We start from the raw sequence: 16,506 nt of genomic DNA on the forward strand, positions 1-16,506 counted from the left end.
GCAACCGCCGACGAGTGCTAGACGTCTACCTGTGTAAGTCACCGTTCGGAGGCGACACATGTGGATCAGCGTGACATTAGTCACATTAGGTGGTTTGGCGTTCTTGACGCGAACCGTGACGGCCGTCCTGGCCGTTTCCTCTCGCAAGAAGATGAATGACTACGCTAAGCCACAAACGTCCACCAATTGAGATACTCGTTCGGCCTACGGCTTACGGGCGAACGTTGATTTACCGTACGATCCTTTCGGGTCGTATGACTGAACGGTCACCTGATGGGGACCTCACAGGGGTAGGTGCGCCATGGACCACGCACTGAGCAAGGTCATCGAGCTGCGCGAAAACGGGTTTCAGTTCCTGCACCTGAGGGACGACGCCGGGCAGCTCGACCGCATCATGGCGTTCAAACAGCGCAGAGGGTTCATCGACTCGATCCTCTTCTGGTCGGAGACCGAGGCCCGCGCGGGACGACTGCCCGCGGTGCGCGACTCGGCCAGGCCCGCGCAGGCCGTCTGGATCTACGAGGGCCCGTTGATCGAGGCCGTGGACCGGTTGCTGGACCTGCCGGAACCGGGTGCGCGCAACGCGCCGTCGTTGATGAAGGCGACCGCGTCCGATCTGGCCGTCGTGACGACGCTGCCGTTCAAGCTGAAGCTGCCGCCCGGCGCCATCGCCTGACGACGTGCCGGTCATTTCCCAGTCGCCAGTTGTTGCGGCGACTTCGAATGCTGCGCCGAACAGCTCACCGAACGTGTGAAGAACTTCCCCCTCCCGGATTACGCAGCTTGATGTAGAGGGGTCGGGTGCGGAACCTTCGCGCCCATGAACCTCAGGAAGACCGTCGCGGGGGCCGCCGTGGCCCTCGGCAGCGCCACCGTCATGCTCGGCCTGGGTGGCATCGCGCACGCGGACACCGCGAACGCCAACGCCCACACCGCTCCCGACCTGGGTGGCCAGCTCGGTGACGTCGCGTCCGTGGGCGACCTCGCCTCCGTCAACACCAAGGACGTCGACGGCAAGGTCCAGGCGCTCAACGCCCAGCAGCCCGACGTCAACGCGATCGTCGAGAACGTCGACTCCAGTGCGACCGCGACGCTGCTGGGCCTGACCGAGCCCTCGGGTGTGCCGACCGGCAACGCCTCCGTCGACATCTGATCGTCGGCATCTGATCGTCCGCCGCTGAACTGACCAGTTCTTCCTGACCGGAGCGGCGCCCGGTTCCCTCCCCCTCGAACCGGGCGCCGTTCCACTTTCTCCAGCACCTGAAGAGAGGGAACCGCCGTGCGCCTGAAGAAGATCGTCGCCTCCGCCGGGATCGCCGCCGGTGCGCTGGCCGCGTTGGCCGGCACCGCGAACGCGAGCCCGCAGGCCGTTCCGCAGCTGCCGCAGCTCGACCCGGTCACGCAGCTCAGCGAGCTCGGCGACCGCGCGGGTGTCACGGCGCTGCACGACCTCAACGGTCCGAACGTGACGGCGGTGCACAACGGCACCGCGCTGGTGGAGGGCTGAGCTAGCGACCGACCGCGTACCCCTGTGCGCCGCGCGGGTTGGCCCCGGCGCGCAGGAGCCCGTCCGCGGCGTCCCTGGCCACGGCCGACATCCGGCCGAGGGTCCACTCGCCGGCGTCCACGACCTGGTGGCCACGCGCACGCAACGCTGCCAGCACGTCCACGCCGGCGCGTGACTCGATGACGAGCTCCCCCGGTGTCCAGGCCCGCGGGTAGAACGAGCTCGGGAACGCGTTGGAGTGCCACATCGGCGAGTCGATCGCCTCCTGCAGGTTCAGCCCGGCGCGGTGCGCGAGCCAGAAGCCGAGCTGCCACTGGTCCTGCTGGTCCCCGCCGGGCGTGCCGAACGCCAGTGCGGCCTCCCCGTCCCGCAGCGCCATCGACGGCGACAGCGTGATCCGCGGGCGCTTGCCGGGGGCGAGCGAGTTCGGCAGTCCCCGGTCGAGCCAGAACATCTGGGCGCGGCTGCCCAGGCAGAACCCGAGCGACGGGATCGTCGGCGAGGACTGGAGCCAGCCGCCGGACGGGGTCGCGGAGACCATGTTGCCCCAGCGGTCCACGACGTCGACGTGCACGGTGTCGCCGCGCGTCACGCCGGAGCGCGCCACCGTCGGCTCGCCGATCGCACCGGTCGGGTCGGACACGGGGGTGGCCGGTCCACCGGTGATGTGCCGGGGCAGCACGGGTGCGCGGCCGCCGGGCGAGCCGGGCCGCAGCTCGTAGGAAGCGCTCTCCCCGATCAGGGCACGGCGTTCGGTCGCGTAGGAGCGGGACAGCAGGATGTCGAGCGGGACGTCGCCGACGTCGCCGTACCAGGCCTCGCGGTCGGCGAACGCCAGCTTGGCCGCCTCGACCGCCAGGTGCACGGTCTCCGCGGTCGGCTTGCCGTCCACGTAGGACAGGTCGTAGCCCTCCAGCAGCCGGAGCTGTTGCACCAGAACGGGTCCCTGCGTCCACGCGCCGGCCTTGACGAGCGTCCACTCGCCGAACTCCGCGGTCAGCGCGTCCTCGTACGACGCCTCCCACGACGCCATGTCCGCACCGGTCAGCACACCGGCGTGGTCGCGGCCGGAGTCGTCGCGGTGGGCGGTCCGGCAGAACTCGTCGACCTGGGCGGCCACGAAGCCCTGCGACCACGCCCTGCGCGCGGCCTCGATCTGCGCCTCGCGGTCGGCGCCCGCGGCCTCTCCTGCGGCGAGCAGCCACTCCCAGGTGTCGGCGAGCTTCGGGTTGCGGAACCGGCCACCGCGCGCGGGCAGCGCACCGCCGGGCAGCCACTGCGCGGCCGAGGTGGTCCAGTGGTCGCGGAAGAGGTCGGAGACGCGTTCGATGGTGTCGACCACGCGGTCGAGGAGCGGGAACCCGTCCCTGGCGTAACCGATCGCGCGGTCGAGCACCTCGCGCAACGTCTTGGTGCCGTGGTCGCGCAGCAGCGTGAGCCAGCCGTCCCACGCGCCCGGCACGGTCGCCGCCAGCAGGCCGCTGCCGGGGATCAGGTCGAGGCCGAGGCCGGCGTAGTGGTCGATCGTGGCGGCGGCGGGCGCGACGCCCTGGCCGCTCAGCACGCGCGGGGCGGACCCGGCCTTCGCGAAGATGATCGGCACCTCGCCGCCGGGGCCGTTGAGGTGCGGTTCCACGACCTGGAGCACGAATCCGGCGGTGACGGCGGCGTCGAAGGCGTTCCCGCCGTCCTCCAGCACGGCCATGGCCGCCGAGGAAGCCAGCCAGTGGGTCGAGCCGACCATGCCGAAGGTGCCGACGAGTTCGGGGCGCGTGGTGAACACCCCATAAAGGTACGCGGGGCTAACTAAATTGCGTGACTCCGAGTGACGCACGACCCACGCCCGAATGGAGCAGCCCTGCGCGGGCCAGCGCCTCCGCGTCCAGGTGGTTCCGGGAGTCGACGATCGTGTGACCGTCCATGAGCTCGGCCACCCGCGACCAGTCGAGCGTGCGGAACACCGGCCAGTCGGTCAGCAGCACGACCGCCTCGGCGCCCTTGACCGCCTGGTAGGGGTCGTCGACCACCAGCATCCCGGTGATCGGCCCGCTCACCTCCGGGTCGTGGGCGGTGAGCTCGGCACCCTCCAGCACCAGCTGTTCCGCCACGGCCAAGGCGGGCGAGTCGCGCAGGTCGTTCGTGCCGGCCTTGAACGCGAGCCCGAGCACGCCGATCCGCACCCCGGCGAGCGTTCCGCCGCAGGCGGCGCGGACCTTCTCGACGACCCGCAGCTGCGCGCGGACGTTCGCCTCGATCGTGGAGCGGACCAGTCCGAAGTCGACACCCGCCGCCTCGGCGATCTGCACCATCGCGTGCGTGTCCTTGGGCAGGCACGACCCGCCCCAGCCCGGCCCCGGCCGCAGGAACGACTGCCCGATCCGCTTGTCGTAGCCCATGCCCTCGGTGACCGACTCGACGTCGGCGCCCAGCCGTTCGCACAGCTCGGCGACCGCGTTGACGTACGAGAGCTTCATCGCGAGGAAGCAGTTGGCGGCGTACTTGACCATCTCGGCGCTGGCGGCGTCCATCAGCACGGTCGGGGCGCCCAGCTTGGCGAACAGCGCCGCCACCCGCTCGGCCGCGGACGGCGAGTCCGACCCGACCACGATCCGGTCCGGGTGCAGGAAGTCGCGCACGGCCGTGCCCTCGCGCAGGAACTCGGGGTTCGACACCACCGCCACGTCCTCACGCCCGAGCAACGCGCGCACGCGTTCCGACGTACCGACGGGCACCGTGGACTTGGTGACCACGACCGTTCCGTACGGCAGCACGTCGCGGATCTCGGCGGCGACGGACTCGACGGCGCTGAGGTCGGCCGCACCACCCGCGCCCATCGGCGTCGGCAGGCAGAAGAACACGACGTCGGCGTCCAGCACCGCGGGAGCGGCACCGACGACGAACTCCAGCCGCCCGGCCAGCCGGCCCTCGACGACGAGCTCGGCGAGCCCCGGTTCGAGGATGTCGACCTGGCCGGCGCGCAGTCTGACCACCTTCTCCGCGTCGACGTCCGCGCACACGACGCTGTGTCCCAGTGATGCGAGGCAGGCTCCCGTGGTGAGTCCCACGTAGCCGGTGCCGACGACCGCGATGCGACGGGCGAACATGCGGGTGACCCTGACATCCCCGGTTGGCCGCTCGGGGAACACCGTACGACTTTCGTCGTAGCTGACCGTGACAGATCTCCTCCCAGAGGTCTACCGGCGCGGGCGATGTTTCGAACACCGTCGAACGGCACAGTTCAAGGCATGGGAGTTCTGCTGATCGCAATGATCTTCATCGGCCTCGCGGTGCTGGCAGCGGTGCCCCTGGTGGCGCTGCTGCACCTGTCCGACCGTTGACCCGGTCCGGGGGTCGACCACCGGGTAACGAGCGTTAACCTCCTCGCGAGCAGTTCGCTTCGAGGAAGGTGAAGGCATGGAGATCTCGGGTACCGCGGCCATCGTCACCGGTGGCGCGTCCGGTCTCGGCGGCGCGACCGCACGTGCGCTGGCGGCGCGTGGAGCGCAGGTGTTCGCGCTCGACCTGCCCGGCGCGATCGAGAAGGCGGAAGCCGTCGAGAACGTCACCTACCTGGCCGCCGACGTGACCTCCGGCGACGAGGTCCAGGCCGCCGTCGACACCGCGGCCGGCTCCGGCGCCCCGCTGCGCATCACGGTGAACTGCGCGGGCATCGGCCCGTCGACCAGGACCGTCGGCAAGAGCGGCCCGCACGACCTCGACCTCTACCGCAAGGTCGTCGAGGTCAACCTGATCGGCACGTTCAACGTGCTGCGCCTGGCCGCCGCCGCGATGGGCAAGACCGAGGAGCTCGAGCACGGCGTCCGCGGCGTCATCATCAACACCGCCTCGATCGCCGCGTTCGACGGCCAGATCGGCCAGGTCGCCTACGCCTCCTCCAAGGGCGGCGTCGTCGGCATGACCCTCCCGGCCGCGCGCGACCTGTCCTCCGTCGGCATCCGCGTGCTGACCATCGCCCCCGGCATCGTCGACACCCCGATGCTCGCCACGGTCTCCGACGAGTTCCGCGCGGGCCTCGCCGCCGGTGTGCCGTTCCCGAAGCGCCTGGCGCAGCCGTCGGAGTACGCGCAGCTGGCCGTGTCGATCGTGGAGCACGACTACCTCAACGGCGAGGTCATCCGCATGGACGGCGCCCTCCGCATGTCCCCTCGCTAGCCCCACGCGCCTGCTTCTCGAGTGCACGCGGGGAGCTTTCGTACTCACATGAGGTACGAAAGGTCCCCGCGTGCGTTCGGCGTGGGCGGGCGGCGCGTCAGAGGTCGCCGGCGTAGGGCAGGCGGGACATCGCGTCCGAGGTCATCCACTCGCGCAGGCGGTGGGTGGCCCGGACGTCGTCCTCGTTGTACTCCAGCAGCCTGCGCCGCTGGTCGAGGTCGAGCGGGTCGCCGTTCAGGCCGACCGCGGACCGGTACCAGCGCATCGAGTTCTCGCCGCCCGCCTCCGGGTCGCGCCACGTGAAGCCGGCGACCGGGGCGATGATCTTCAGACCCTTGCCGTGGGCGCACAGGAACTGCTCGCGCACGATGCCGAAGAGGTCCACCCACGCGTCGGAGCCGATGAACTCCTTGACCTGCGCCACGGTCGGGATGCCGGGCTTGCCGGCGAACCGTTCCGCGGACGCCAGCAGCCAGCGGTTCTCGGCGAGCTCGTTGTAGCAGTAGGCGCGGAACGACAGGCCGCGTGCCTTGGCGCGCAGGCGGATGCCGGTCAGCCAGGTCCAGAACTCGGCGAACGAGCGAGCCTCGTCGTCGCACGGCAGCGCGTCCCACGTGACGAACGCGCGGTAGCCGTGGTCCTCGTCGACGTCCTTGCCGGACAACAAACATCCCCACATGTACGCGCCCAGGTCGCCAAAGCTCTCCATGTCGACGTCGACCTCGACGTCGGCGCGCGGCACGTTCATCTCCCGCACGCGGCGGACCAGCGTGAGGTCGCGCAACCACGCCCGCGCGAGCACGACCGCGTCGCCGAACGGCATGCCGACGAGCTGGATCGGGCCGTCCGAGGCCGGGTCGAGCTCCGCCAGCTGGTCCACAGTGGACAGACCGATCCTGCGCAGCGCCACCGCGTCCTCACCGCGCACGACCAGTGAGACGTCCCTGCCGCGCTTGAGGTCGGTGTCGCAGGTCGGCCACCACGGGCAGGTCTTGCAGTCGACGATCCGCGACGGCTTGGCGAGCGGGTCCTTCTGGTTCGCCGCCGCCAGCGCCACGGCCAGCCGGTCGGAGAACCGCGCGTCGTACTCGGCCAGCGCGGTGCGTCCGCCGGGCCAGGTCGGTGCCTCCAGGTCGTGCCACAGCACCACGTCGGCGTCCATGCCGATCACGCCACCGGTCGCGCGGGCGTTCGTCGCGTGGCCCGCGGCCTGGAGCTGGCGCTGGGCGTGCGCGAGCCGCAGCTGGTCACGGGGCTGCGGCCGGACCTTGCGGTGCGGGTCGGTGCGGCTGCCGCCGGGCAACGGCATGGTCAACGGGCTGGTGCGCGCGCCCTGGCCGGGGTCGGTGATCTTGTGCCGCACCACGAGCACCGGCACGTACCCGGTCGCGTCCTTCACCAGCAGGTCGATGCCACCGCGACGGCCGCCACGCGGGTCACGCGGCAGTGCGGCGCCCCAGATGTAGGGCGCGCCCATCTCCATCGCCGCGAGCGTGACGCGTTCCCGGTCCGCAGTGCGCACCTCGGGACCGTTCGGCACCTCGAAGAGGTTCGAGCCGACGATCCGCCCGAGGGCGTCCGCCACCGCGCGGCGGTGGTTCGCCGCGTCCGCTTTCCGTTGTTCCGAAGCCGGGTCCAGCGCCGCTTTGGGAGCGTCGCGCATCTCCGGATCGTTTTCGAGGTGCACCCGCCGCCGACAACGAGTGACCACGCCGGCGTCTAGCTGCACCTGGGAAGTCACCGGTGCAGCGTATGTCGCGCGCCGACCTCATGTGCCAGCAACCTGGGCAGTAAGTTTCACGTGACGGAGGAGGTGTACCCGAATGGCGCGCAAAGCGAAGGCCGGATTCACGCCCGGCAGGGCGAAGAACCTGGTCGGCGTCGCGAAGGTGGTGGCGCCCGCGCTCATCCCGGTGCTGGCCCCCGTGATCGCCCGCGGAGCTGGGGTTTTGAGCGAGCAGTACGACCGCTACCGCGCACGGAGGCTCGGCATCGACGTGGCCGACATCGGCCGGTACTCCGGTTACGGGGCCCGGTTGCACGCGCGGATCGTCGGCTTTTCGGAGTCGCTCGAGACGGTGCGGGCCGCGGATTCCGATTGGGTTTCGAAGACCGAGGCGCGCCTGTCGCAACTGCTCGCCGCCGTGCGCGCTTCCGAACGCATGCCGACGGCCCGGCGCAAAGCAGCGCACCGGGCCGTCGGAACCGATCTGGACGTGTTGGAGCAGGAACTGCTCAGGCGTCTGAACGTGCGCTGACGTTCGGCGTGCGCCCGGTCACCTTGGCCACGGCCTCGACCGCCGCCTCCTCGACCACTTGACCGGGGTCGAGGTGGGCGGTGACCTCCTCCATGACCTCGGCCACGCGTTCCTCGCGCCGGATCATCGGGTCGGACCGCAGGTCCTTGGCCAGCGAGACGCACAGGCCGACCATCACGACCATGAACGGCAGCGCCGCGATGATCGTGAGGTTCTGCAGGCCGGTCAACGCGTTGGAGCCGCCAACCAGCAGCATCACCGCGGCCACGGCACCGGTGAGCACGCCCCAGAACACCACCACGGCCTTGGTCGGGTGCATGGAGCCCCGCTGGGAGAGCGTTCCCATCACGATGGACGCGGCGTCGGCGCCGGACACGAAGAAGATGGCGACGAGGATCATCACGACCACGCCGGCCACGGTGGCCAGCGGGAACTGGTCGAGCAGCGAGAACAGCTGCGACTCCGGCGTCGACTGGCCCGCGAGGTCCACACCGGACCGCTGCTCGAAGATCGCCGAGCCGCCGAGGATCGCGAACCACACCAGCGACACCGCGGACGGCACGAGGATCACGCCGGCGACGAACTGGCGGATCGTGCGGCCGCGCGAGATGCGGGCGATGAACGTGCCGACGAACGGCGTCCAGGAGATCCACCACGCCCAGTAGAAGATCGTCCAGCCGGACAGCCACGTCTCGGTCGCCTCACCACCGGAGGCGGCGGTGCGGCCGGCCATGTTGGCCAGCTCGCGGAAGTAGTCGCCGAGCGCGGTGGGCAGCAGGTTCAGGATGAACACCGTCGGGCCGACGACGAACAGGAACAGCGCCAGCACCACGGCCAGCACCATGTTGGTGTTCGACAGCCACTGGATGCCCTTCGCGACCCCCGAGACGGCGGATGCGACGAACGCCACGGTCAGCACGGCGATGACCGCGACCAGCACGCCCTTGCCGACCTGGCCACCCCACCCGGCCGCCTCCAGCCCGCTCCCGATCTGCAGGGCGCCGAGACCGAGGGAGGCGGCCGAGCCGAACAGCGTGGCGAAGATCGCCATCACGTCGATCGCACGGCCCCACCCCGACGCGGCCCTGCGACCGAGCAGAGGGGCGAAGGCAGCGCTGATCAGCGACGACCGGCCACGGCGGAAGCTCCCGTAGGCGATCGCGATGCCGACGACGGCGTAGATCGCCCACGGGTGCAGGGTCCAGTGGAAGAGCGTGGTGGCCATGGCGGTCTCGAGGGGGTCGCCCTCGGTGCCGGGCGGCGGCTTCACGAAGTGCGTGAGCGGCTCGTTCACGCCGTAGAACATGAGCCCGATGCCCATGCCGGCGCTGAACATCATCGCGACCCACGAGACCGTCTTGAACTCGGGTTTCTCGTCGTCACGACCGAGCGGGATCTTGCCGTAACGGCTGAAGGCGAGCCAGAGGGCGAACAGCACGAAGCCGGACGCCGTGAGCACGAAGGCCCATCCCAGGTTCTGGATGACCCACCCGAGCGCGGTCTTCGAGGCCGAGGCCAACGAGTCAGTTCCGGCAATCCCCCAGGCCACGAATGCAAGCGTGAGACCTGCGGCAACGCCGAACACGACCCGGTCGGTGCGGCCCGGCCTGTCGCATTGGTTGTGCATGCGGCCCTAGATACCCACTCGTGGACCGATGCAAACCAGTCGCATTACCCTCAGATCCGTGAGCACCCGGTCGAGTGAGATGCGCACCCTTCGCGGTGCCGTTCTCGCGGTGACCTCGTCGGCGCTCACGATCGCCGCCCACGGCATCGGCGGTGGTGAGCTCGCGGAGTTCGTCCACGCGCTGCCGCTGGTGGTGCTGATCGCGTTCGCGGCGGCGTCGCTCGCGGACCGGCGGACCGGGAGGCTCTCGGTCATGGCCGGGCTCGCCACGGCCCAGCTCGCGCAGCACCTGCTGCTGACCTGGGTCAGCCACGAGCACACCGGCACGCTCACCTGGCAGATGTTCGGCGCGCACCTCGTCGCGGCGACGCTGACCGGGCTGTTGCTGTTCCACGCGGAGAACGCGCTGTTCCGGCTGTTCGCCGCAGTCACCCGCCTGATCCCCCGCAGGCTCACGCCGCAGCCGGTGCTCACGCCGGTGCGGACGTCCACCGGCACGCCCTACCTGCGGCGCGCACACGCCGCCGAGCTGAGCCGTGCCCACGGGCTGCGCGGCCCGCCCTGTGGTTCCTGACACCCACGCACCCGCATCTCCCCCCTTTGGCATCAGGAGCCACAACCACATGTCTGCACATCGCTTTGGCGTGCGCGCGCTCGCCGTCCTCGCCGTGGCCGGGTTCGCCGTCCTCGGCACCCCCGCGATCGCGTCCGCGCACGTCAGCGCCCAGCCCTCGGAGTTCACGCAGGGCGGCCGCGCCACGTTCGCGTTCCGCGTCCCGAACGAGCGGGACAACGCCGGCACGACCAAGATCGAGGTCACGCTGCCGCAGGACACCCCGCTCACCTCGGTGCGCACCCGGCCGCTGCCCGGCTGGAAGGCAGAGGCGGTCAAGGGCAAGCTCGACAAGCCCGTCACGGTCGCCGGCAAGGAGATCACCGAGGCGTTCACGTCGATCACCTGGACCGCGGAGCCCGGCACGAAGATCGGGGTCAACGAGTACCAGGAGTTCTACGTCGCCCTCGGCACGCTGCCGGAGAAGGACACCCTGCTGCTGCCGACCAAGCAGACCTACGAGAACGGCGAGGTCGTCGACTGGAGCCAGCCCGCGGGCGCCGACGGCAAGGAGCCGGAGCACCCGGCACCCGCGCTGAAGCTCGCCCCGAAGAAGGCGGACGGCGACGACCACGGCCACGGCTCGACGAACGCCGCGAACTCGACCGACACGCACGAGGCGTCGGCCGCCGGTTCCGACCAGACCGCCCGCTACCTCGGTGGCGCCGGCCTGGCCGTCGGTGCGCTGGGCCTGGGCTTCGGCATCGGCGCGATCCTGCGTTCGCGCAGGAAGGCGTGACCCACAGCATGAAGCGCGCACTCATCGCGTGCCTGATCGCGGGTGCGGCCGTGCTCACCACGGCCGCGCCCGCTTCGGCGCACAACGCACTGATCAGCAGCGACCCGAAGGACAAGTCCTCGCTGGAGGTCGGCCCGTCCTCGGTCACGCTGACCTTCGACCAGGACGTGCAGGGCGGCAAGGACATCAACACGATCTCGGTGGTGGACGCGAACGGCGGCCACTACGAGGTGCCGGGCGACCCGAAGATCACCGACAACTCGGTGTCCGCCCAGGTCAACGCCCTGGGCAAGGCTGGTCAGTACAAGATCGGCTACCGGATCCTGTCCGCGGACGGCCACCCGGTCTCCGGTGAGCTGACGTTCACGCTCACCAAGGACGGCACCGGTACGCCCACCACCCCGGCCAGCGCCGACGCCTCCGGCAGCAGCGACTCCGGTGGCGGCATCCCGCTGTGGGTGTGGATCGTCGGCGCCGTGGTGCTGCTCGGCGGCGGCGTGTTCATCGCCCTGCGCGGCGGCGGCGGGAGCGCCAAGGCATGAGTGACGTCCGGACCACCGCCCCCACCCACTACCGCGTGCTCGCCGGTCTGGTGTTCGGCGCGCTCGCGGGCATCGCCCTCGGCCTCGTGCTGGCGCCCCCCGTCGTGGTCGCCGGGGTCGTGGACGCCGGGGCGGCGGTCCGGTACGGCCTGCCGGTCACCCGCGTGCTGCTCGACGTGTCGGCGACGATCGTCGTCGGCCTGTCGATCCTGCCGAAGCTGCTCGGCTTCGACCGGCCCACGCACACCGAACCGGTCATGCGGATCGCCCGGCCCGCCGCGGTCGTCGCCGCGGCGGTCTGGGTGGTGACCGCGCTGCTCGCGATCGTCCTGCAGGCGGCGGAGCTGCGGCCGGGCAGCGACGTCAGCATCGGCAACGCGGTCGACTACATCGCCACGGTCGGCGCCGGCAAGGGCCTGCTGTTCAGCGCCGCCTGCGCGTTCGTGTACCTGCTGGTCGGCGTGCTGGCGGTGCGCAGCGGCGAGTCCGTGCCGGCCGAGCTGCGCATCCTGGTCTCGATGTTCGGCCTGCTGCCGATCCCGGTCACCGGGCACGCCTCCAACTGGAAGTACCACGACTACTCGATGGTCTCCATGGAGCTGCACGTGCTGGGCGCGGCGGCGTGGACCGGCGGGCTCGGCGCGCTGATGGCGCTGGTCGCGTACCGCAAGGGTCTGCTCGCCGTCGCGCTGCCGAAGTTCTCCCGGATCGCGACCGTCAGCCTGGTCGTCGTCACGGTGACCGGCCTGTTCAACGGTCTGCTGGAGCTGGCCCTCAACCCGGTCGTGCCGTTCCCGCAGTCGATGTTCACCACCGGCTACGGCCTGCTGTTCCTCGGCAAGGCGGCGTGCGCGGCCGCGGTCGCGGTGCTCGGCGCGCGCATCCGGTGGAAGCTGCTGCCGCAGATCTCGCAGCACCGGACCACGGCGATCGTGCAGTGGGCGGTCTTCGAGATCACCGTCATGGGCCTGGCGTTCGGCCTGGCCGTCGTGCTGAGCCGCGCACCGGTCAGCTGACCCCGGTCGCGACCCTGACCAGGTCGGCGAGCGCCCGTGACCGGCTGTGCGGTGGCCACGCGATCACCGTGGTCACCTTCGGGGCGTCCACGACCGGAACGGCGACCAGCCCTTCGGTGAGCCTCGTGCGGAAGTCCTCCGGCACCACGGCGACGGCCCTGCCGAGCTCGATCATCTGGAACAGCTGCGTCAGGTTGCGCACCTCGATGCCGGGACCGTCCGGGTAGGTGCCGTCCGGACGCGGCCAGCGGGCCCGTTCGGCCAGACCGCTGACGTCCGCCATCCGCAGCTGCGCCGCTCCCGCGAGGGGGTGCGCCGACGGCATCACCGCGACCTGGTCCTCGGTGTGCAGGACCTCCACGTCGAGGCCGGTCGTCGGGTCGTACGGCTCGTGCAGCAACGCCACATCAGCCCGTCCGTCGAGCAGCGGGACGTGGGTGTTCGACTCGCACAGCAGGACGTCGACCGGCACGGCACCGGGCTGGGCCGCGTACACGTCGAGCAGCTTCGCCAGCACCTCACCGGAGCTGCCCGCCTTCGCGGCGAGCACCAGCGACGGCCGGTCGGCGGCCGCGTCCCTGGTGCGGCGTTCGGCCGCGACGACAGCGGCGAGGATCGCCCTGGCCTCGGCCAGCAGGGTCTCCCCGGCGGCGGTGAGCAGGACCTTGCGGCTGGTGCGGGTCAGCAGTTCGACGCCGAGCCGGTGTTCGAGCTGAGCGATGGTGCGCGACAGCGGCGGCTGGGCGATGCCCAGGCGTTCGGCGGCGCGGCCGAAGTGCAGCGCCTCGGCGACCGCGACGAAGTAACGGAGCTCCCTGGTCTCCACGCCGTCCACCGTATCCATACCGCTGGGGTATCGCTGCAACACCGAGGTGGTGTTGATCTTCACGGCCTCGCGGAAGACGATCAGAGACATGAGCGAACAGACGATTGCACTGGTCACGGGCGCGAACAAGGGCATCGGGTACGAGATCGCCGCCGGTCTCGGCGCGCTCGGCATGAGTGTCGGTGTGGGCGCTCGGGACGCCCGGCGTGGCGAGGAGGCGGCGGAGAAGCTGCGGGCGAACGGCGCGGACGCGTTCTTCGTGCCGCTGGACGTGACCGACGACGAGAGCGTGGCCGCGGCCGCGGCGCTGTTCGAGGAGCGGTTCGGCCGCCTCGACGTGCTGGTCAACAACGCGGGCATCGCCGGGTCGTGGCCCACGCCGCCGTCCGCCGCCACCCCGGCGGGCCTGCGGGAGGTGCTGGAGACCAACGTGATCGGCGTCGTCCGGGTCACCAACGCGGTGCTGCCCCTGCTGGGCCGGTCGGCACGGCCGCGGATCGTCAACCAGTCGAGCCACCTGTCGTCGCTGACCCTGCAGACCGCGCCGGACGCGGCCTTCCACGACATCGACGGGATCTACACGCCGTCGAAGACGTTCCTGAACGCCGTCACCGTGCAGTACGCCAAGGAGTTGACCGGCATGAAGGTCAACGGCGCCTGCCCCGGCTACGTCGCGACCGAGTTCAACGACTTCCAGGGGCGGGAGACGCCGGCGAACGCCGCGCGGATCGCGGTCGAGCTGGCCACGCTGCCCGACGACGGGCCGACCGGTGGCCTCTTCGACGGCGATGGTCCGGTGCCCTGGTGATGCGTTGTTCAACGTGAAACATCCGGGGTGACCGGGGCTGCACTCGGCGAGTGGTCCGTTCGACGCGGCGAACAGCGCGCGAACGGACTAGTCGGTGATCAGTCGGGCCGAAGATTCTTCGCGCATGCGGGCCAGGCGGTTCATCGTCCGCTGGCCGCGGCGGTCGAGCTCACGGCTGTCGATCCAGCCGTTGGCGTAGTAGCGGTAGTCCTGCGCGAGGGCGACGAGCTCGGCGAGGTAGTCGGCGGAACGCCGCCGGCGCTCCTCGTCGAACGACGCGAGCAGCGGCAGCTGGGTGTCCACGACCTCGTCGAGCAGCTGCGCGGACCGCAGCGCTCTCCGTGACCGCCACCTCCGAGTAAGCATCACGCGCCGCACCCCGCCCTTCGCCCCGACCTGCCGCACCTTAGGCCCTGTGTTTCCCGCCCGTCGATGCTGCATTCGTGTCAGGGGCTCCTGGCGTTACCGGTTCGTGTCCCACGCCATCCGAACGTGGTGCTATGGGGCCCAAACGACGTGCTGGTCAGGCAGCCGTGTCGGCTCCGGTGAAGCGGGCGACGCGGTCGGCCAGCTCGCGGGCCTCGGGGTTGTTGCGGCGCTTCTCGGCCTCCTGGCGCAACGGCTCCATGCGCTGCTTGGTGCGCACCGACTTGAGGCTCTCCGACAGGTCGACCGCCTGGCGGCCGATCTTGGCGCCGTGGTCGATGTCGCCCTCGATGAGGTGGTTGATCGACATCGAGGTCAGGTTGAACGACCGGCTGCGGGCCATGTCGTCGCCGAAGTTGTTGATCGCCTTGGACAGCGCGGGAATGGCGGTCCTCGTGTACTTGGCGTCCACCGTCTGAGCCAGCTCCGTGTGCACCGTGCCGATCATGGACGAGAGGTCGATCTCGTTGAAGAACTTGGCCCACGCGGGCGCCTCGGCGACGTTGGCGCGGGAGAACTCGTCGCGGGCGCGGCCGAGCAGCTTGAGCGCCTGCTCGTCGGAGCCCATCTTCGCGTACGCCCAGGCCTCGTTGGCGCACAGGATGCCCACCGCGAGCTCGGAACCGGAGTTCTGCGCGGCCAGCTGGCCGAGCTGGAACACCTTGAGCGCGTCGTCGGGGGCGTTCTGGTGCAGGTACACGCGGCCCATGCGGTACAGGATGTTCGCCATCAGCGCCTCGTTGTCGCCCTGCTTGGCGAGGTCGAGCGCCTGACCGAAGTGGTTGCGGGCGGAGTCCATCAGGCCCGTGTCGAACGACGTCCAGCCGGCGAGGTTGTGCAGGTCGGCCAGTGCGACGTAGAGGCGCTGGCGCACGACGTCCGTGGAGCTCGCACCGAGCATCTGCTGTCCCCAGGACAGCTGGGCGACGACCGCGTCGCGGCAGGAGCCGCCGCCGTACTGGTAGTCGAGGGCGCGCAACGCGCGGGTGGCCGCTTCCACCTGGCGCACGTCGGTCATGCCGATGCGTCCCGGAGCCGGAGTCTGTGTGGGGTGTGAGACCCACGACCCGGAGTCCGCTCCGAACACGGCCGCGCCGACTGTCACGGCGGCGGCGTGCGCGAGGAACTTCCGACGCTTCACCGACTCGTCCTCCTCAGGATGGGGTGTGTCCGCGGCTGCGGCCACCCTCACTGCCGTTGTCTCGTCATAGGCGAGACCCATGTATCCACGTGGGACACCCAGGCCGATGGCGATCCTGGTCAGGACGTCGTAGGCCATCACCTGACGTCCCTTGAGGATCTCCGAGACCTCGGACTGCGACTGCCCGGTGAGCGCCGCGATCTGGCGCTGGGACACGCCGTGCCGTCGGAGCAGCCGGTAGACCGAGCTGATCTCCCGTCGGGCCAGTGCGTCCCGCATCTCCTGCTGGTCCCACACGTCGGTGGGGATCGGAGAGCCCTGGGAACTCATGGTGTTCATCGCGCACCCTCACAGTCCGTTGGGCGTCATCGGCAGACTAGGGGGAGGTCCCCGAGCCCGAGAAGTCCTCTTCGGCAGGGCTGATCGGCCCTGCCGAACACCGCTTACCGCTCACCGTAAGAGTTCCACCGGTGGGCGCTGTGACGTCCCGTTCCGGCATGAATCATCGCAATCTGGATTCCGGTAAGCGAGTGAGCACGGAGAGGAACAGCCAACCGATGGACAGCTCCTCCCCCGGCTCCACCTCCATCGTGGAGACGGGTGACACCGGATCCACATGGCGCGGCACGACCGGGCAGCGTCGGACGTGGCAGATCAGCTGCGGCGACGTGGTCGACCGGGACCGCCAGCTCACCGTGAAGGTGGTTCAGGGCCGAGTGGTCCTGGTCGGCCCTCCCGGGGAGACGGCAGTCTTGTCCCACGACCAGCTCGTACAGCTCAGGGCTGCGCTACGCGAAGCCGCCGACCAGGCGGAAAGGTGACGGTGACGT

The 16,506-nt window shown here is 70.4% G+C and carries 18 protein-coding genes; 11 read left to right on the forward strand and 7 right to left on the reverse strand.

Translation table 11 applies throughout. The annotated features are described in order from the left end of the window. The first annotated feature begins 301 nt into the window (after positions 1-301). The 3 genes from AB0A63_RS29625 to AB0A63_RS29635 all read left to right on the forward strand — a co-directional run bounded on the left by AB0A63_RS29625 (position 302) and on the right by AB0A63_RS29635 (position 1,507). The gene (locus tag AB0A63_RS29625; protein ID WP_053732108.1) at positions 302-676 is read left to right on the forward strand and encodes a hypothetical protein; all 375 of its coding nucleotides are present in this window, start codon (positions 302-304) and stop codon (positions 674-676) included. 144 nt (positions 677-820) lie between these two features. Next, on the forward strand, positions 821-1,153 hold the full coding sequence (locus AB0A63_RS29630; RefSeq protein ID WP_360397044.1) for a hypothetical protein: 333 nt from the start codon (positions 821-823) through the stop codon (positions 1,151-1,153). A gap of 126 nt (positions 1,154-1,279) precedes the next feature. After that, the gene (locus AB0A63_RS29635; protein WP_360397045.1) at positions 1,280-1,507 is read left to right on the forward strand and encodes a hypothetical protein; all 228 of its coding nucleotides are present in this window, start codon (positions 1,280-1,282) and stop codon (positions 1,505-1,507) included. A 1-nt stretch (position 1,508) separates the two neighbouring features. Here the strand turns inward: AB0A63_RS29635 and AB0A63_RS29640 are convergent, their stop codons facing one another. Both AB0A63_RS29640 and AB0A63_RS29645 read right to left on the reverse strand, forming a co-directional pair. Then, positions 1,509-3,290, reverse strand: coding sequence for a gamma-glutamyltransferase family protein (locus AB0A63_RS29640; RefSeq protein ID WP_360397046.1), 1,782 nt, complete (start codon positions 3,288-3,290; stop codon positions 1,509-1,511). A 19-nt stretch (positions 3,291-3,309) separates the two neighbouring features. Then, positions 3,310-4,611, reverse strand: coding sequence for a UDP-glucose/GDP-mannose dehydrogenase family protein (locus AB0A63_RS29645; RefSeq protein WP_360397047.1), 1,302 nt, complete (start codon positions 4,609-4,611; stop codon positions 3,310-3,312). A gap of 310 nt (positions 4,612-4,921) precedes the next feature. Between AB0A63_RS29645 and AB0A63_RS29650 the strand changes: the two genes are divergently transcribed. After that, positions 4,922-5,680, forward strand: a complete 759-nt coding sequence (locus tag AB0A63_RS29650; protein WP_360397048.1) for an SDR family NAD(P)-dependent oxidoreductase — start codon at positions 4,922-4,924, stop codon at positions 5,678-5,680. A gap of 97 nt (positions 5,681-5,777) precedes the next feature. On the opposite strand, the gene AB0A63_RS29655 is transcribed toward AB0A63_RS29650, so the two are convergent. Then, positions 5,778-7,421: a TM0106 family RecB-like putative nuclease gene (locus AB0A63_RS29655; RefSeq protein WP_360397049.1), complete on the reverse strand. Its 1,644-nt coding sequence runs from the start codon at positions 7,419-7,421 to the stop codon at positions 5,778-5,780. An 82-nt stretch (positions 7,422-7,503) separates the two neighbouring features. Here AB0A63_RS29655 and AB0A63_RS29660 point away from each other — a divergent pair, with 82 nt between their 5' ends. Further along, the gene (locus AB0A63_RS29660; RefSeq protein ID WP_360397050.1) at positions 7,504-7,938 is read left to right on the forward strand and encodes a DUF6474 family protein; all 435 of its coding nucleotides are present in this window, start codon (positions 7,504-7,506) and stop codon (positions 7,936-7,938) included. Here AB0A63_RS29660 and AB0A63_RS29665 read toward each other — a convergent pair. Then, on the reverse strand, positions 7,916-9,565 hold the full coding sequence (locus AB0A63_RS29665) for a BCCT family transporter (protein ID WP_360397051.1): 1,650 nt from the start codon (positions 9,563-9,565) through the stop codon (positions 7,916-7,918). The genes AB0A63_RS29660 and AB0A63_RS29665 overlap by 23 nt on opposite strands. 58 nt (positions 9,566-9,623) lie before the next feature. Between AB0A63_RS29665 and AB0A63_RS29670 the strand changes: the two genes are divergently transcribed. The 4 genes from AB0A63_RS29670 to AB0A63_RS29685 are packed head-to-tail and all read left to right on the forward strand — an operon-like array spanning position 9,624 to position 12,475. Further along, positions 9,624-10,139 (forward strand): hypothetical protein, encoded by a 516-nt coding sequence (locus AB0A63_RS29670; RefSeq protein ID WP_360397052.1) that lies wholly within the window; start codon positions 9,624-9,626, stop codon positions 10,137-10,139. Between the two features lie 49 nt (positions 10,140-10,188). After that, positions 10,189-10,917, forward strand: coding sequence for a YcnI family protein (locus AB0A63_RS29675; protein WP_360397053.1), 729 nt, complete (start codon positions 10,189-10,191; stop codon positions 10,915-10,917). A gap of 8 nt (positions 10,918-10,925) precedes the next feature. Beyond that, on the forward strand, positions 10,926-11,459 hold the full coding sequence (locus AB0A63_RS29680; RefSeq protein WP_360397054.1) for a copper resistance CopC family protein: 534 nt from the start codon (positions 10,926-10,928) through the stop codon (positions 11,457-11,459). Then, on the forward strand, positions 11,456-12,475 hold the full coding sequence (locus AB0A63_RS29685; RefSeq protein WP_360397055.1) for a CopD family protein: 1,020 nt from the start codon (positions 11,456-11,458) through the stop codon (positions 12,473-12,475). Before AB0A63_RS29680 ends, AB0A63_RS29685 begins: the two co-directional genes overlap by 4 nt. On the opposite strand, the gene AB0A63_RS29690 is transcribed toward AB0A63_RS29685, so the two are convergent. After that, entirely contained in the window at positions 12,468-13,301 is an 834-nt protein-coding gene (locus AB0A63_RS29690) for a LysR family transcriptional regulator (protein ID WP_360397108.1), read from the reverse strand. The two genes, AB0A63_RS29685 and AB0A63_RS29690, sit on opposite strands and share 8 nt — an antisense overlap. Before the next feature lie 88 nt (positions 13,302-13,389). Here AB0A63_RS29690 and AB0A63_RS29695 point away from each other — a divergent pair, with 88 nt between their 5' ends. Continuing rightward, positions 13,390-14,109 (forward strand): SDR family oxidoreductase, encoded by a 720-nt coding sequence (locus AB0A63_RS29695; RefSeq protein WP_360397056.1) that lies wholly within the window; start codon positions 13,390-13,392, stop codon positions 14,107-14,109. Positions 14,110-14,196: 87 nt separating this feature from the next. Here the strand turns inward: AB0A63_RS29695 and AB0A63_RS29700 are convergent, their stop codons facing one another. Together AB0A63_RS29700 and AB0A63_RS29705 are read right to left on the reverse strand one after the other, a co-directional pair. Next, positions 14,197-14,475, reverse strand: coding sequence for a hypothetical protein (locus AB0A63_RS29700; protein WP_360397057.1), 279 nt, complete (start codon positions 14,473-14,475; stop codon positions 14,197-14,199). A gap of 157 nt (positions 14,476-14,632) precedes the next feature. Beyond that, complete coding sequence (locus AB0A63_RS29705) at positions 14,633-16,015, reverse strand: helix-turn-helix transcriptional regulator (RefSeq protein WP_360397058.1); 1,383 nt, start codon at positions 16,013-16,015, stop codon at positions 14,633-14,635. A gap of 218 nt (positions 16,016-16,233) precedes the next feature. Here AB0A63_RS29705 and AB0A63_RS29710 point away from each other — a divergent pair, with 218 nt between their 5' ends. After that, positions 16,234-16,497 (forward strand): hypothetical protein, encoded by a 264-nt coding sequence (locus tag AB0A63_RS29710; protein ID WP_360397059.1) that lies wholly within the window; start codon positions 16,234-16,236, stop codon positions 16,495-16,497. Positions 16,498-16,506: the final 9 nt, after the last annotated feature.

The organism is Lentzea sp. NPDC042327, from assembly GCF_040647275.1.
Classification (GTDB): domain Bacteria; phylum Actinomycetota; class Actinomycetes; order Mycobacteriales; family Pseudonocardiaceae; genus Lentzea.

Excerpts from the sequence above, each read along its gene's own strand:
- AB0A63_RS29680 (WP_360397054.1), top strand. The coding sequence starts at position 10,926 with ATGAAGCGCGCACTCATCGCGTGCCTGATCGCGGGTGCGGCCGTGCTC.
- AB0A63_RS29665 (WP_360397051.1), bottom strand. The coding sequence starts at position 9,565 with ATGCACAACCAATGCGACAGGCCGGGCCGCACCGACCGGGTCGTGTTC.
- AB0A63_RS29650 (WP_360397048.1), top strand. The coding sequence starts at position 4,922 with ATGGAGATCTCGGGTACCGCGGCCATCGTCACCGGTGGCGCGTCCGGT.
- AB0A63_RS29710 (WP_360397059.1), top strand. The coding sequence starts at position 16,234 with ATGGACAGCTCCTCCCCCGGCTCCACCTCCATCGTGGAGACGGGTGAC.
- AB0A63_RS29625 (WP_053732108.1), top strand. The coding sequence starts at position 302 with ATGGACCACGCACTGAGCAAGGTCATCGAGCTGCGCGAAAACGGGTTT.
- AB0A63_RS29685 (WP_360397055.1), top strand. The coding sequence starts at position 11,456 with ATGAGTGACGTCCGGACCACCGCCCCCACCCACTACCGCGTGCTCGCC.
- AB0A63_RS29705 (WP_360397058.1), bottom strand. The coding sequence starts at position 16,015 with ATGAACACCATGAGTTCCCAGGGCTCTCCGATCCCCACCGACGTGTGG.
- AB0A63_RS29700 (WP_360397057.1), bottom strand. The coding sequence starts at position 14,475 with ATGCTTACTCGGAGGTGGCGGTCACGGAGAGCGCTGCGGTCCGCGCAG.
- AB0A63_RS29660 (WP_360397050.1), top strand. The coding sequence starts at position 7,504 with ATGGCGCGCAAAGCGAAGGCCGGATTCACGCCCGGCAGGGCGAAGAAC.
- AB0A63_RS29675 (WP_360397053.1), top strand. The coding sequence starts at position 10,189 with ATGTCTGCACATCGCTTTGGCGTGCGCGCGCTCGCCGTCCTCGCCGTG.
- AB0A63_RS29695 (WP_360397056.1), top strand. The coding sequence starts at position 13,390 with ATGAGCGAACAGACGATTGCACTGGTCACGGGCGCGAACAAGGGCATC.
- AB0A63_RS29645 (WP_360397047.1), bottom strand. The coding sequence starts at position 4,611 with ATGTTCGCCCGTCGCATCGCGGTCGTCGGCACCGGCTACGTGGGACTC.
- AB0A63_RS29630 (WP_360397044.1), top strand. The coding sequence starts at position 821 with ATGAACCTCAGGAAGACCGTCGCGGGGGCCGCCGTGGCCCTCGGCAGC.